We start from the raw sequence: 14252 nt of genomic DNA, 5'->3' as shown, positions 1-14252 counted from the left end.
GCCGTCGCCGCCGTGCTGACCGCGACCGCCCTGCGCTTCGCCCCCGCCGCCTCCGGCGCGCTCCTCGCCGCCATCGTCGTCGCCGGCGCGCTCGCGACCTGGCCGCTCGCCTGGGAGATGGCGGGCGAGCCGCAGCGCCTCGTCCCCGGCGGCGTCGCGCGCACCCCCTGGCCGGAGGCGCTGGGGACCTTCCTCGCCTTCGCCGTCCTGGCGGCGTCGGCGATCGCGGCCGCGTCGGGCCTGAGGCTCGTGCGCGGGGCTGCGCTGCCGCGCCTGCCCGCCGCGGCGCTCGCCGCCGCCGCTTCGGGCGCACCGCTCCTCGTGCTGGTCACCGTCTACTGGGTCCTCACCGACGCCTTCCGCAGCCTCGACGCCGCCCCCTTAGTGCCCTTCGCGGCGGTCGCGGCCGGTCTCGCCCTCGCCTATGCCGGCATCGCCGCATGGCTCCGGCCGCGGCTCGCGGGGGAGGACGGGGAGACGCCGGGGCGCCTGCTCCTGGCCGGCAGCGCCGCGGCGGCGCTCGCGGCGCTCTCCGCCGGCCTCGTCTTCACCCTCGACCGTGGCTCGCTGACGGTGGCGCTGGCGCTCTCGGCGCTCGGCAGCGCGTGGGTCGCGGACCGCACCGGCATCGCGACGCTCAGATGGGCGGTGGGCGTGCTGGGCGTCGTCGTGCTCGCGCGCCTCGTCGCCGATCCCGTCCTCGCGGACGATCCCGGCCGCATGATCCTCCTCAACTGGCTCCTCGTGGGCTACGGCGCGCCGGCGGTCTCCTTCGCTCTGGCGGCGCGGCTCCTCGACCGCACGCGGCGCGACGGCGTTTCGCGTTTCGCCGAGAGCCTCGCCTTCGTGCTCGGCGCCTTCCTCGTCTTCTTCCAGATCCGCCACGCCCTCCACGGTGGCGACCCGCTGGCGCAGGCGACGGACCACGTCGAGATCGGCCTTCTCGCCACCGCCTCCCTCGCCTTCTCGGTCCTCGCGACGCGCCTCGACCTCGCCCGCCGCGACCCCGTCACCGGCATCGCGAGCCTCGCTTTCGCGGTTGTCTCGCTCGCGCTCGTCGCGCTGGGCCTCGGGCTCGGCGCGAATCCGCTGCTCACCGACGAGCCGATCACGGGTGTCGCGATCCTCAACGACCTCCTCCTCGCCTACGGCCTGCCCGCGGCCCTCGCGGCCGTGCTGGCGATCGCCGCCCGCGGGGTGCGGCCGCCCTGGTTCGTCGCCGCCGCCGGCTGGCTCTCCCTGGCCCTCGGCGTCGCCTGGATCGGCCTCGCCATCCGGCATGCGGCGCTCGGTCCCCGGATCGGCCTCGACCGGCCGGCCACGGAGGGCGAGATGTGGGCCTACTCGGCGGCGCTGATCGCGCTCGCGCTCGCGGCCCTCGCCGTGGGCTTCCTGCGCGACTCGCGGCGCGCGCGGCTCGTGGCCATGGCGTTCCTGGCGGCTGCGGTGGCGAAGGTCTTCCTCGTCGACCTCGCCAATCTCGAGGGCGTGCTGCGCGCGGTCTCCTTCATCGGGCTCGGCCTCGCCCTCGTGGGCATCGGCCTCGTCTGGCAGCGTCTGCTGGCCCGGCGTCCCGCGCCGGAAGAGCCGGGCGCGTAGGCGAGGCGCATCGGGACGACGACGGCGCGGGGTCTGGATCGGCGCGCGTCGATCGCTATGCTGCCGGCCACGCACCCATCCCCATCCGTCACGGGAGATCGCATGACCATCGCCGTCGAGACCGTCGAGACGACCCCCTTCCCGGACCAGAAGCCCGGCACGTCCGGCCTGCGCAAGAAGACCGCGGTGTTCCGCCAGCCGCACTACGTCGAGACCTTCGTCCAGGCGATCCTCGACGGCGTGCCCGACAAGCCGGCTGCGACGCTCGTGGTGGGCGGAGACGGGCGGTATCTCGTGCGCGAGGTCGTGCAGATCATCGTGCGCATGGCGGCGGCGAACGGCGTCGGGCGCCTCGTCGTCGGCGCCGAGGGCCTGCTCTCGACCCCCGCCGCCTCGGGCCTGATCCGCGCGCGCAGCGCCGCCGGCGGCATCGTGCTCTCGGCGAGCCACAATCCCGGCGGCCCGGACGGTGATTTCGGCATCAAGTTCAACGTCTCCCACGGCGGTCCCGCGCCGGAGAGCGTGACCCGCGCGATCCACGAGCGCGCGAGCGCCATGCGGGCCTACCGCATCGCCCGCGCGCCGGATCTCGACCTCGGCTCGCTCGGAGAGACCCGGCTCGGCGACACCATCGTCGAGATCGTCGACCCCGTCGCCGACTATGCCGAGCTGATGGGGCGGTTCGTCGATCTCGACGCCATCGCCGGCCTGTTCGCCCGCGGCTTCCGCATGCGCTTCGACGCGATGAGCGCGGTCACCGGCCCCTATGCCACGGCGATCCTCGAGGAGCGGCTCGGCGCGCCGGCGGGAACCGTCGTCAACGGCACGCCGCTCCCCGATTTCGGCGGGCACCACCCCGACCCGAACCCGGTCCACAACGCCGAGCTCGTAGCGCTGATGACGGGCCCCGACCGGCTCGACTTCGCGGCGGCGTCCGACGGCGACGGCGACCGCAACATGATCGTCGCGCCGGGCATGTTCGTCACGCCGAGCGATTCGCTCGCGATCCTCGCGGCGCACGCGCACCTCGCCCCGGGCTACGCGAACGGCATCGCCGGCGTCGCCCGCTCGATGCCGACGAGCCGGGCCGTCGACCGCGTCGCCGCCGCGCTCGGCGTGAAGTCCTACGAGACGCCCACCGGCTGGAAGTTCTTCGCCAACCTCCTCGACGCCGGACTGATCTCGCTGTGCGGCGAGGAGAGTGCGGGAACGGGCTCGTTCCACGTGCGCGAGAAGGACGGCCTGTGGGCGGTGCTCTTGTGGCTCGACATCCTGGCCAAGACCGGGGAGAGCGCCGACGCGCTGGTGCGGGCGCACTGGAAGCGCTTCGGGCGCGACTACTACCAGCGCCACGACTACGAGGAGGTCGATGCCGAGGCCGCCGCGGCATTGATGGACGACCTGCGCGCGCGCCTGCCGACGCTTCCCGGGTCGGCCGCCGCGGGCCTGCGCGTCGAGGCGGCGGACGACTTCGCCTACACCGATCCCGTCGACGGCTCCGTCACCGCCGCGCAGGGTGTGCGGATCTACTTCGCCAATGGCGGGCGCGCGGTCTACCGCCTCTCGGGCACCGGCACCGCGGGGGCGACGCTGCGGGTCTATCTCGAGCGCTTCGAGCCGGCCGACGGCGACCATGATCTCGACGTGGGCGCGGCGCTGGCGGAGGTGGTCGCCGCGGCGAGGGAGATCGCCGGCATCGAGGCGCGCACCGGTCGTGCGGAGCCGAGCGTGATCACCTGAGGCGCGATCACTCTAGTCCTCGGCCTCCGGTTGCGCGGCCGGGTGCGGACGCGCGTCGCCGAGCGGATGGAGGTCGCGCACCATCGCGGCGACGCGGGCGTCGAGGACGTGGGTGTAGATCTGCGTCGTGGCGATGTCGGCATGGCCGAGCAGCTCCTGGATGACCCGCAGGTCGGCGCCATTCTGCAGGAGGTGGCTGGCGAAGGCGTGGCGCAGCACGTGCGGGCTCACCAGCCGCGCCGGGATGCCGGCGGCGCCGGCGAGCGCCTTCAGCTCGCGGGCGAAGGCCTGGCGGGTGAGGTGGCCGCTCTCGCTGTCCGCCGGGAACAGCCAGGCCGATCCCGCCGGAGGCTTTCCGGAGCCCGCCGGAGGCTTTCCGAAGCCCGCCGGAGGCTTGCCCGATCCGGCATCCTCCTCTTCCAGCGCCGCGAGGTAATCCTGCGCGGCGGCCCGGGCGGGCTCGGTGACCGGCACGAGCCGCTCCTTGCCGCCCTTGCCGCGGATCACGAGCGCGCGCTCGCGGGTGCGCGCCGCCGAGCGCGGCAGCGCGACGAGTTCGGAGACGCGAAGCCCCGTGGCGTAGAGATATTCGAGCAGGCAGCGCAGCCTGAGCGCCCGCAGGCGCGCCTTCGGGCCGATGCCGGGCACGTCTGCGGCCTCGGTCGCGGCCGCGAGCAGCCGGTCGACCTCCTCCACCGAGAGCGTCTTCGGCAGGCCGCGCGCCTGCTTGGGGCCCTGCAGCGTCGCGGTCGGATCGTGTCCGGCGATGCCCTCGGTCAGCAGGAAGGCGTGGAAACGGCGCACCGCCGAGAGCCGCCGGGCGCTCGAGGAAGCCTTGAGGCCGCGCTCGGCGATGGAGGCGAGGAAGCCGCGCACCGTCTCCGCCCGCGCCTCGACGGCGCCGGTTCCGACCTCGGCGAGGTAGTCGAGGTAGTCCGCGAGATCGCGACCGTAGGCGTCCAGCGTGTTGCGGGCCGCCCCGCGCTCGGCGGCCAGCATGTCGAGGAACAGCCCCACCAGCCGTTCGTCGCCCGGCCGCTCGTCGCCACCCCGCGCCGCGCCCGCCGACGGAAGGCTCCGTCCCGGCGCGCTCATCGCGGGGCGAGCCGCGAGGGCGGCACCGTCGTCGAGATCTCGCGCACGTCGGGCTCGACCAGAACGGCGAGCGCCCACATGCCGGCATAGGCCAGGCCGGCCAGCAGGCCGAGCATCACGACGAGGCGGAACAGGGTGGGCACGGTCTGGCGGCTCCCGGGCTGTCGGACGGCACGAGCACCATGAAAATGCCCGCGTCGCGCCATTTCCGGGCCACGGGGCCGGGCTAGGCGCAGTGCGCGAACCCTAGGCGCCCGCTGTCGGCTTGCCTAGCCCCGTGAGGACCACGAGTTCTCGGGTTCGTGTCGCGGCCGATCGCGACGGGACCGCACCCGGTGGAACCATCCCCCCTGCGGCGCGTTGCCTCTCGTGGCATTCCGGCTTCGCCCGGCCTCATGCCGCATGGACGGGGCCCGGGACGAAGAAGCAAGAGCGACGGAATGGACGACATGAACGCCGCACGGCGGGACGACGCCGGCGGTGCCAAGAAGCGCGATGAACGGCCGACGCGCATGGCCGGTCGCAACCTGCTCGCTCCCGCAATCGTGTTCGCGGTCGGCCTCGCCAGCACCCTGGTGGTCGGCCTCGCCTACGATCGCGTGGCCGCCGAGCGCGATGCGCAGCGCTTCCAGTCCCTCGTGGCGCAGCGCGTGATCTCGATCGACGAGCGCATGGGCTTGTATGTGGGGCTCCTGCGCGGGGTCGCAGCGTACTTCGCCGCCGAAGGCGAGGTCGATCGGGCGGGCTTCGACGCGTTGATCCAGCGCATGCGTATCGACGAGGAGTATCCCGGCGTGCAGGGTGTCGGCTTCACCGTGCTGATCTCGAGCGCAGCGGAGGAGGCGGCGCTGGAGGAAGCGATGCGTGCACAGGGGATGGAGGCCTTCTCCGTCTGGCCCGGCGACGACGATGCGCCGCCGGGAGCCGCAGACGCTGCGGGCGCGGGCGAGATCCTGCGGACCTCGATCGTCTTCCTGCATCCGGATGACGACCGGAATCGTCAGGCCCTCGGCTTCGACATGGCCTCCGAGGAGACGCGCCGGGACGCCATGCTGCGCGCGCGCGACCGCGGGCTCTCCACTGCCTCCGGCCGCGTGCGGCTGGTGCAGGAGACCGCCACCGACGTGCAGCCCGGCTTCCTCATCTACGTCCCCGTCTATGCCGGGGGGCGCATTCCCGGCACCGTCGAGGAGCGTCGGCGCCTGCTCGAGGGCTGGGTCTACGCGCCCTTCCGCGCCCGCGACCTGTTCGACCGCGCCCTGTTCCAGGGCCTCGGCGGCGAGCTCGACTTCGCCGTCTACGACGGCGACGGCACGGAACCGGAGAACCTGCTCTACAGCACCCGTGACATGGACGGCCCGGGACGGCTCGGCTTCGCCGAGGTCGAGCGGATCGCGATCGCCGACCAGCCTTGGACGGTCGTGCTGACGACGACGCCGCTGTTCGAGCGCGCCTCGCCGCGGGTGTTCACACCGTTCATCTTTCTCGCCGGCGTGGTCGCCACAGGCATGCTCACCGCCGCGAGCGTCCGGCAGGCCCGGGCCGTGGATGCCGCCGAGCAGGCGCGCACGCAGGTCGAGGAGCTCAACCACACGCTCGAGCACCGGGTCGAGCGCCGCACCGCGCAGCTCGAGCGGGCCCGGGCGCGGCTCGCCGAGCTCAACGTCGACCTCGAGCGGGCCGTGCAGGCGCGCACGGCGGAGCTCACCGCCGCCAACGAGGAGATCCAGCGCTTCGCCTACATCGTCAGCCACGACCTGCGCGCTCCGCTGGTGAACGTGATGGGCTTCACCGCCGAACTCGAGACCGTGCGCGCCGATGTCGAGGCCTTCCTCGCCGAGGTCGCGGAGAAGGCGCCGGAGATCGCCAGCGAGGACGCGCGGCGGGCCATCGAGACCGACCTGCCCGAGGCGCTCGGCTTCATCCGCGCCTCGACGCAGAAGATGGACCGGCTGATCAACGCCATCCTCAAGCTCTCGCGCGAGGGCCGGCGGGTGCTGTCTGCGGAGCCGGTGGCGCTCGCCGAGATCGTCGAGAGCCTGCGGGAGAGCCTGGCCCACCAGCTCGTCGAGCGCGATGCCACGATCGAGATCGGCCCGCTGCCGACGATCACCTCCGATCGCCTCGCGCTGGAGCAGATCATCGGCAACGTCGTCGAGAACGCGGTGAAGTACCTCGACCCCGCGCGTCCCGGGCTCATCCGGGTCACCGCGCAGGATGCCGGTCCGGAGGTTCGGCTCGCGGTCGCCGACAATGGCCGAGGCATCTCGCAGACCGATTTCGAGCGCATCTTCGACCTGTTCCGCCGCGCCGGGCGCCAGGACGTGCCCGGCGAGGGCATCGGCCTCGCCCACACCCGCGCGCTCGTGCGCCGGCTCGGCGGCGCGATCGACGTCGCATCGATCGCAGGCGAGGGCTCGACATTCACGATCACCTTGCCGAAAGTGCTCGACGACGCCGCGAAGGCGTCCAAGGACGAGAACAAGGACGAGAAGGAGAGCGCGGCATGAGCCCGCAGCCCGTCACCATCATCATGGTCGAGGACGATCAGGGCCACGCCCGCCTCATCGAGAAGAACGTCCGCCGCGCCGGCGTGAACAACGAGATCCGCCATTTCGTCGACGGCACCTCCGCGCTCGCCCACGTGATGCAGGAGGAGGTGCGCGCGAACGGCCCGCTCCTCGTTCTCCTCGACCTCAACCTGCCGGACATGAGCGGCATCGACATCCTGGCCAAGCTCAAGGCCGACGAGCGGCTTCGCCGCGCGCCGGTGATCGTGCTGACCACGACCGACGACCAGCGCGAGATCCAGCGCTGCTACGACCTCGGCTGCAACGTCTACATAACCAAGCCCGTCGAGTACGAGACCTTCGCCCAGGCAATCCGGCAGCTGGGTCTCTTCCTCTCCGTGATGCAGGTGCCAGAGGCCTGACGATCGTGCCCTACCAGCTCGAAGGCGTGCGCCTCCTCTACATCGACGACGATCCCGCCTTCGGCCGCCTGGTCGAGCGGACCCTAGCCCGCAAGGGCATCGCCGTCACCTTCGCGCTCGGGGGCGACGAGGGCGTCGCGGCGCTCGGGGCGGGCGGCTTCGACGTGGTCGCTCTCGACCATTTCATGCCGGGCAAGGAGGGACTCGAGGTGCTGACCGAGATCCGCGCCCTCCCTGATCCGCCCCCGGTCGTCTACGTCACCGGCGCGGACGAGGGCCGTATCGCGGTCGCGGCGCTGAAGGCGGGTGCGGCGGACTACATCGTCAAGGACGTCGGCGGCGCCTTCTTCGACCTGCTCGTCGCCGGGATCGGCCAGTCTCTGAACCAGGAGCGCGTGCGCCGTGCCAAGGAGGCGGCGGAACGAGAGGTGCGCGAGCAGCGCGACCGGGCGGAGATGCTGCTGCGCGAGGTGAACCACCGCGTCGCCAACTCGCTTCAGCTCGTCTCCTCGCTCGTGTCGATGCAGAAGTCGCTCGTCACCGATCCCGGCGCGCGTTCGGTCCTGGTGGAGACGCAGTCGCGCATCACTGCGATCGCGCAGATCCACCGGCGGCTCTACACCTCGCCGGACATCCGCGCCGTCTCCATGGATGCCTACCTCCGCGGGCTGATCGAGGAGCTCGCCGCCGCCCTGCAGGCGCAGGGCGAGCGACACGAGCTGAAGGTGGAGGCCGAGGGCGTGCCGATGCCCACCGACAAGGCGGTCTCGCTCGGCGTGATCGTCGCGGAGCTCGTCACCAATGCGGTGAAGTACGCCTATCCGGTGGGTGCCGGTGGCGAGGTCCGGGTTTGCCTCCTGCGCGACGGCCTCGGGATGGCCCGGCTCGTCGTCGAGGACGACGGCTCCGGCTGGCGCGGCGAGGAGCCGGCGACGGGGAGCGGGCTGGGGACGCGCATCATCAAGTCGATGGCGTCGGCGCTCCAGTCGAAGCTGGAATTCGATCCGAGCCATCGAGGGACGAAGGTGATGCTGCGCTTCGCGTTCGAGGAGGAGGCGCAGGAGGACCCGGCCCGCTGCGCCGGGTGAGCGGGTTCTCAGGCGGGGAGCGGGGGCACAGCGCGCGCCAGACGCTCCAGCGCTGACCGGGTGCGGTCCGGGATCGGCACCGGACGGCTGTTTTCACGTGAAACGAAGACGTGCGTGAACCGCCCGGCGGCGGCGGCTTCGGCGGCGCCGGTCTTGAAGATCCCGACCGCATACGTCACCGACGAGGTGCCGAGCCGCGTCACCGCGATGCCCGCCTCCAGCGCCTCAGGGAACGCCACGCTTTCGAAATAGGCGCAGGACGTCTCGACCACGAGACCGACGACGGGGCTCGTCGCGATCTCGAGCAGGCCCTCGTCGAGGTACCAGCCGTTCACCGCCGTGTCGAAGTAGCTGTAGTAGACCACGTTGTTCACGTGGCCGTAGACGTCGTTGTCCATCCACCGCGTCTGGATCTGCCGGAAGACGGCGAAGGCGTCGCGCGTGGGGCGGGGCTGGCGGGACACGCGGATCTCCTTCGGCGATGCAATCGCCATCGAGCATAGGCCCCGTACCGGCCGCCGTCACCCCGCCCATCCAGAGGGGGAAGGTGGTCCTCAGCACTCGGCCACGTTCACCGCGAGCCCACCCTGGGAGGTCTCCTTGTACTTCGACTGCATGTCGAGCCCGGTCTGCCGCATGGTCTCGATGACGCAGTCGAGGGAGACGTGGTGGATGCCGTCGCCGTGGAGCGCCAGGGAGGCGGCGGCGATGGCCTTGATGGCGCCGAAGGCGTTGCGCTCGATACAGGGGATCTGGACGAGGCCGCCGACGGGGTCGCAGGTCATGCCGAGGTGGTGCTCCATCGCGATCTCTGCGGCGTTCTCCACCTGCTCGGGCGTTGCGCCGAGGGCGGCGGCGAGCCCGGCGGCGGCCATCGAGGCGGCGGAGCCGACCTCGCCCTGGCAGCCGACCTCGGCGCCGGAGATCGAGGCCTTGCGCTTTATCAGCCCGCCGATGGCGGCGGCGGTGAGCAGGAAGATGCGTGTCGTCTCCGGCGCGTTCTCGCCGCAGATCTCGCGCAGGTAGCGCAGCACCGCCGGGACGATGCCGGCCGCGCCGTTGGTGGGCGCGGTGACGACCCGCCCGCCTGCGGCGTTCTCCTCGTTGACGGCAATGGCGAAGGTCGAGACCCGGTCCATCGTCTCGCTGGGCGAGCGGGCGTTGGCGCGCTCCCCGGCCTGCAGGCGGGCGTGGAGGTCCCTGGCCCGGCGCCGCACCTTCAGCCGCCCCGGCAAGGTCCCGCCCGTCGAGAGTCCCCGCTCGATGCAGGCGAGCATCGCCTCCGCGACGCGGTCGAGCCCTGCCTCCACCTCGCCGAGAGGGCGCAGGGCAACCTCGTTCTCCAGCTGGACCGAGGCGATGTCGATCCCGCGCGCGGCGCACAGCGCCAGGAGCTCGGCGGCGCTTTCGAAGGGCAGCGGCGCTGCGACGTCGATCGGCGCTTGCGCCGCGGCATCCGTCGCCGTCTCCTCGCCGACGACGAAGCCGCCGCCGATCGAGTAGTACACCCGCTCCAGCACCATCGCGCCGGCTCCGTCGAAGGCGCGAAAGCGCATGCCGTTGGTGTGGCCGGGCAGCATCTCGGCGGTGTCGAGGACGAGGTCCGCCTCCGGGTCGAAGGCGACATCCCGGTTGTCGAGACGGATGGCGCGGTCCCGCGCGAGCCCGGCGACGAGGTCCGGCACCGCGTCGGGATCGACCGCGTCCGGCCGTTCGCCGAGGAGGCCGAGGCAGATCGCGGTGTCGCTCGCGTGACCGCGCCCGGTGAAAGCGAGCGAGCCGTGCAGGCTCACCGTCACGCGTTGCGGGGCGGGGAGCCCGCGCAGGTCCCCACGGAAGCGCGCCGCCGCCACCATCGGCCCGACCGTATGTGAGCTCGAGGGGCCGATGCCGATCTTGAAGAGCTCGAAGACACTGATCATCGTACTCGACGCCTCCGCCGCGACCGCTCAGAGGCCACGCGCGGCCTCGAGGAGAAAGCCGTGGAGATAGTCCCCCCAGGAGCGCCAGCATTCCACCTCGAAGGCCTCCGCGTCGAGGCGCGCGAGCAGGATCTCCGTCTTGGCGAGAACCGTGCGCGTCGCCGTGCCGATCGGGAACGCCTTCGGCGAAAGGTCGAGCGGGCAGCCGGCATTCAGCGCCGCCACGGCACCGGCCCCGGTCACCGCGAGGCCGCAGGAGCGGTGGCTCACGTCGACGAGCGCGTGGAAGGTGCCCTCGAGCGCGCCGGCGACCTGGGCTGCGAGCTCGTCGCCGTCGTCGGCATCGGCGAGGAGGAGCCATTCGTCCGGCCCGAGCCGCAGGGCGCGCCGGCCGTTCGCCGTACGCGTCGCGTTGATCGGCATGTCGAGCGACAGGCCCGCGACCGTGCCGACACCCATGCCCTCCGCCGGGCGCAGGCGCAGGCGCAGCGACAGCCGTGTGCGCGGGGGGAGCGGCGCGATGGCGACGCTGCCGATAGTCTGCGCCGCGAGGGGGAAGGGCGCCGCGCGGGTCGCCCGGTTACGAATCTCGAGCATGGACGCGCACTCCTTCCGCATCGACGAAGACGCTGTCGCGGATCGTGGCGCGGGCGAAGCCGGCCATCGTGGTGACGTGGACGGTCTCGCCCATGCGTGCGCGCCCGTCGGCGACGAGGGCGAGCGCGATGGTGCGCCCGCAGGCGGGGCTGAAGTAGCTCGAGGTGACGTGGCCGAGCATCGGCACCGGGATCGGCGCCGAGGGGTCGGCCACGACCTGCGCGCCCTCGTCGAGCCGCTCGTTCGGGTCCTCGGTCTCCAGCCCGACGAGCTGCTTGCGGCCCGAAGCCAAGAGATCGGGGCGCGCCAGCGAGCGCTTGCCGACGAAGTCGCGCTTCACCTTCGAGACCATCCCGCCGAGCCCGACGTCGTCGGGCGTCACCGTGCCGTCGGTCTCCTGGCCGACGATGATGAAGCCCTTCTCGGCGCGCAGCACGTGCATGGTCTCGGTGCCGTAGGGCGTGATGCCGTGCTCGAGCCCCGCCTCCCACAGCGCCTCCCAGACCGCACGGCCGTAGTCCGCCGGCACGTTGATCTCGTAGCCGAGCTCCCCGGTGAAGGAGACGCGCATCAGCCGCGTCGGAATCCCGCAGACGAAGCCCTCGCGCACCGACATGTGCGGCAGCGCCTCGTTGGAGAGGTCGATCTCGGATACGAAGGGCGCGAGCACGTCGCGCGCCCGCGGACCCTGCAGCGCGATCACCGCCCATTGCTCGGTGACGCTGGTCAGGAAGACGTCGAGTTCCGGCCACTCGGTCTGGAGGTAGTCCTCCATCAGCGCGAGCACCCGCGGCGCGCCGCCGGTCGTGGTCGTCACGTGGAACCGGTCTTCCGCCAGGCGCGCCACGACCCCGTCGTCGAGGATGAAGCCGTCCTCCTTGAGCATCAGGCCATAGCGGCACTTGCCCGGCGCGAGCTTCGACCAGCCGTTGACGTACATCCGGTTCAGGAACTCGGCGGCATCCGGCCCCACGACCTCGATCTTGCCGAGCGTCGAGGCGTCGAAGATGCCGACGCCGTCGCGCACGGCCCGGCATTCGCGCGCGACCGCGGCGTGCATGTCCTCGCCGGCCTTCGGGAAGTACCAGGCGCGGCGCCACAGCGAGACCGGCTCGAACACGGCGCCCCGGGCCTCCGCCCAGGGATCGACCGGCGTCTTGCGGACGGGGTCGAACAACGCCCCCTTGCTCGGCCCCACCAGCGCGCCGAAGGAGACCGGCGTGTAGGGCGGGCGGAACGTCGTCGTGCCGACGGCCGGCAGCTCCTTGTCGAGGAGCCCGGCGACGAGGCCCAGCGCGTTCATGTTCGACGTCTTGCCCTGGTCGGTCGCCATGCCCGTCGTCGTGTAGCGCTTGACGTGCTCGATCGAGTGGAAGCCCTCGCGCACGGCGAGCTTCAGGTCCTTGGCGGTGACGTCGTTCTGGAAGTCGACGAAGGCGCGCACGCGGCCGGTGTCCGCGTCGGTGGGCAGCACCCGCATCGGCTGGAAGCCGCTGCGCGTCGGGCTCGCCGTGAAGGCGCGCGTCTCCTCGAGCCCCGCCGCCTGCGCGCCCGCGGCGAAGCCGGCCGCGAGGCAGGCGGCGAGATCGTAGGCGCCGGCGCAGGCGCCGGCCGAGCGCTCGGCCTGGGCGTGCCCGGCGGGCAGGAAGGCGTCGCGCGCGGCGTCGTAGGCGAGCTTGCCGCGCGATTGCGAGAACAGATGCACCGCGGGCGTCCAGCCGCCCGACATGCCGACGCAGTCGCAGGGCAGCGTCCGGCGCGGGCCGACCGAGCCGTCCGCCCGCAGCGGCGCGACGATCAGGCCCGACACCCGCCGTCGGCCCTTCGCGCCGACGACCGTGTGCCCCGGCAGCACCGTGACCCCGCGATCCGCCGCGAAGGCGGTGTCGGCGACGCAATCGGCGGCGAGGCGCGCGTCGACGACCGTCACGGCCAGCCCCGCCGCCTTCAGGTCGGCGGCGACGGTGTAGGCGGAGGAGCCCGTCGTCGCGATCACGACCTCGCGGCCAGGCGCCACCGCGTAGCGATTGACGAGCACGCGCAGGCTCTCGGCCAGCATGATGCCGGGTCGGTCGTTGTCGGCGAAGACCAGCGGGCGCTCGTGGGCGCCGGTGGCCAGCACGACCTCGGCCGCGCGGACCTGCCAGAGCCGCTCGCGCGGCGCCTCGCGGGTCTCGCCCGAGGGAAGGTGGTCGGTGATCCGCTCCACCAGGGCGACGTGGTTGTGGTTGTAGTAGCCGAAGGCCGTGGTCCGCGGCAGCACCACCACGCTCTCGTGCGCGTCCAGCGCGGCGATCGCCTGCGCGATCCACTCCTGCGCCGGCACGCCGTCGATCGTCGACGTGACGTCGTGCAGCAGCGAGCCGCCCGGCTCCGCCTGCTCGTCGGCGAGCACGACCCGCTTGCCCGAGCGCGCGGCGGCGAGCGCCGCGGCGAGGCCGGCGGGCCCGGCGCCGACGATCAGCACGTCGCAATGGGCGTGGCGGTGCGCGTAGCGGTCCGGGTCCGGCTCCTTCGGCGCGACGCCCAGCCCCGCCGCGGCGCGAATGATCGGCTCGTAGACCTTGTCCCAGAAGGAACGCGGCCACATGAAGGTCTTGTAGTAGAAGCCCGCGACGAAGACCGGCGAGAGCACGTCGTTGACGGCGCCGACGTCGAAGGCGAGTGACGGCCAGCGGTTCTGCGAGCCGGTGACGAGGCCGTCCACGGCCTCCACCGCTCCGGCGCGGTTGTTCGGGTCGACGCGGCCCGGGCCGCGATCGACCGACAGCAGCGCGTTCGGCTCGTCGGTGCCCACGGACAGCAGCCCGCGCGGGCGGTGGTACTTGAAGGAGCGACCCATCAGGTGGACGCCGTTGGCGAGGAGCGTCGAGGCCACCGTGTCGCCGGCATAGCCCTCGTAGGTCGCGCCGTCGAAGCGGATGGTGAGCGGGCGCGCGCGGTCGACCCGCCCGCCGTCGGCGAGGCGGAAAGGTTGCCGGCTCATCGAACGCCCTCCCCCGCGAGGTCCGGGCGCGGCGCCCCCGCCGGATAGGTGGTCACGAACGCGTCCGAGTGCGTGTCGCGCAGGGCGTTGAACCAGCGCTGGCAGCCGTGCGCGTGGTTCCAGCGCTCGGCGAAGACCCCCTTGGGATTGTTGCGCACGAACAGGAATTCCGACCATTCCCGGTCGTCGAGCGCGGACGGATCGGCCGGGCGCGCGACGTGCGCCTCGCCGCCATACGTGAACTCGAGCTCGGGGCGCGGCCCGCAATGGGGGCAGGTGATCAGCAGCATGGC

12 protein-coding genes are annotated in these 14252 nt (G+C 72.6%); 5 read left to right on the top strand and 7 right to left on the bottom strand.

Features of this window, described 5'->3' with window-relative positions; all coding sequences use genetic code 11:
• Together ACTZWW_RS13975 and ACTZWW_RS13970 are read left to right on the top strand one after the other, a co-directional pair.
• On the top strand, window positions 1–1599 hold a 1599-nt coding region (locus ACTZWW_RS13975), incomplete at its 5' end, for a DUF2339 domain-containing protein (protein WP_444781573.1).
• A gap of 102 nt (window positions 1600–1701) precedes the next feature.
• The gene (locus ACTZWW_RS13970; RefSeq protein ID WP_444781572.1) at window positions 1702–3339 is read left to right on the top strand and encodes an alpha-D-glucose phosphate-specific phosphoglucomutase; all 1638 of its coding nucleotides are present in this window, start codon (window positions 1702–1704) and stop codon (window positions 3337–3339) included.
• A gap of 12 nt (window positions 3340–3351) precedes the next feature.
• Here ACTZWW_RS13970 and ACTZWW_RS13965 read toward each other — a convergent pair whose 3' ends face one another.
• Together ACTZWW_RS13965 and ACTZWW_RS13960 are read right to left on the bottom strand one after the other, a co-directional pair.
• Window positions 3352–4434, bottom strand: a complete 1083-nt coding sequence (locus ACTZWW_RS13965; protein WP_444781571.1) for a tyrosine recombinase — start codon at window positions 4432–4434, stop codon at window positions 3352–3354.
• Window positions 4431–4577 carry a histidine kinase gene (locus ACTZWW_RS13960; RefSeq protein WP_444781570.1) on the bottom strand — a complete coding sequence of 49 codons (147 nt, stop codon included), beginning with the start codon at window positions 4575–4577 and terminating at the stop codon, window positions 4431–4433. Before ACTZWW_RS13960 ends, ACTZWW_RS13965 begins: the two co-directional genes overlap by 4 nt.
• Before the next feature lie 297 nt (window positions 4578–4874).
• Here ACTZWW_RS13960 and ACTZWW_RS13955 point away from each other — a divergent pair, with 297 nt between their 5' ends.
• The 3 genes from ACTZWW_RS13955 to ACTZWW_RS13945 are packed head-to-tail and all read left to right on the top strand — an operon-like array spanning window position 4875 to window position 8454.
• On the top strand, window positions 4875–6944 hold the full coding sequence (locus tag ACTZWW_RS13955; protein WP_444781569.1) for a CHASE domain-containing protein: 2070 nt from the start codon (window positions 4875–4877) through the stop codon (window positions 6942–6944).
• Window positions 6941–7366: a response regulator gene (locus ACTZWW_RS13950; protein WP_372424127.1), complete on the top strand. Its 426-nt coding sequence runs from the start codon at window positions 6941–6943 to the stop codon at window positions 7364–7366. Before ACTZWW_RS13955 ends, ACTZWW_RS13950 begins: the two co-directional genes overlap by 4 nt.
• A gap of 5 nt (window positions 7367–7371) precedes the next feature.
• Entirely contained in the window at window positions 7372–8454 is a 1083-nt protein-coding gene (locus tag ACTZWW_RS13945) for a sensor histidine kinase (RefSeq protein ID WP_444781568.1), read from the top strand.
• Window positions 8455–8462: 8 nt separating this feature from the next.
• Here ACTZWW_RS13945 and ACTZWW_RS13940 read toward each other — a convergent pair whose 3' ends face one another.
• From ACTZWW_RS13940 to ACTZWW_RS13920, 5 genes are all read right to left on the bottom strand, one after another.
• On the bottom strand, window positions 8463–8918 hold the full coding sequence (locus tag ACTZWW_RS13940; protein ID WP_444781567.1) for an acyl-CoA thioesterase: 456 nt from the start codon (window positions 8916–8918) through the stop codon (window positions 8463–8465).
• A 90-nt stretch (window positions 8919–9008) separates the two neighbouring features.
• The gene (locus ACTZWW_RS13935; RefSeq protein ID WP_444781566.1) at window positions 9009–10376 is read right to left on the bottom strand and encodes an L-serine ammonia-lyase; all 1368 of its coding nucleotides are present in this window, start codon (window positions 10374–10376) and stop codon (window positions 9009–9011) included.
• Window positions 10377–10403: 27 nt separating this feature from the next.
• Window positions 10404–10973: a sarcosine oxidase subunit gamma gene (locus tag ACTZWW_RS13930; RefSeq protein ID WP_444781565.1), complete on the bottom strand. Its 570-nt coding sequence runs from the start codon at window positions 10971–10973 to the stop codon at window positions 10404–10406.
• Entirely contained in the window at window positions 10957–13959 is a 3003-nt protein-coding gene (locus tag ACTZWW_RS13925; RefSeq protein WP_444781564.1) for a sarcosine oxidase subunit alpha family protein, read from the bottom strand. The genes ACTZWW_RS13930 and ACTZWW_RS13925 overlap by 17 nt, the downstream gene beginning before the upstream one ends.
• The gene (locus ACTZWW_RS13920) at window positions 13956–14249 is read right to left on the bottom strand and encodes a sarcosine oxidase subunit delta (RefSeq protein ID WP_444781563.1); all 294 of its coding nucleotides are present in this window, start codon (window positions 14247–14249) and stop codon (window positions 13956–13958) included. The genes ACTZWW_RS13925 and ACTZWW_RS13920 overlap by 4 nt, the downstream gene beginning before the upstream one ends.
• Window positions 14250–14252: the final 3 nt, after the last annotated feature.

This window comes from Salinarimonas sp. NSM (assembly GCF_052380005.1).
Classification (GTDB): domain Bacteria; phylum Pseudomonadota; class Alphaproteobacteria; order Rhizobiales; family Beijerinckiaceae; genus Salinarimonas.
Note: the sequence above shows the minus strand (reverse complement) of the source record. Positions and strands in the feature narration are given on the sequence as shown.

Excerpts from the sequence above, each read along its gene's own strand:
- ACTZWW_RS13955 (WP_444781569.1), top strand. The coding sequence starts at position 4,875 with ATGGACGACATGAACGCCGCACGGCGGGACGACGCCGGCGGTGCCAAG.
- ACTZWW_RS13935 (WP_444781566.1), bottom strand. The coding sequence starts at position 10,376 with ATGATCAGTGTCTTCGAGCTCTTCAAGATCGGCATCGGCCCCTCGAGC.
- ACTZWW_RS13930 (WP_444781565.1), bottom strand. The coding sequence starts at position 10,973 with ATGCTCGAGATTCGTAACCGGGCGACCCGCGCGGCGCCCTTCCCCCTC.
- ACTZWW_RS13925 (WP_444781564.1), bottom strand. The coding sequence starts at position 13,959 with ATGAGCCGGCAACCTTTCCGCCTCGCCGACGGCGGGCGGGTCGACCGC.
- ACTZWW_RS13970 (WP_444781572.1), top strand. The coding sequence starts at position 1,702 with ATGACCATCGCCGTCGAGACCGTCGAGACGACCCCCTTCCCGGACCAG.
- ACTZWW_RS13965 (WP_444781571.1), bottom strand. The coding sequence starts at position 4,434 with ATGAGCGCGCCGGGACGGAGCCTTCCGTCGGCGGGCGCGGCGCGGGGT.
- ACTZWW_RS13950 (WP_372424127.1), top strand. The coding sequence starts at position 6,941 with ATGAGCCCGCAGCCCGTCACCATCATCATGGTCGAGGACGATCAGGGC.
- ACTZWW_RS13920 (WP_444781563.1), bottom strand. The coding sequence starts at position 14,249 with ATGCTGCTGATCACCTGCCCCCATTGCGGGCCGCGCCCCGAGCTCGAG.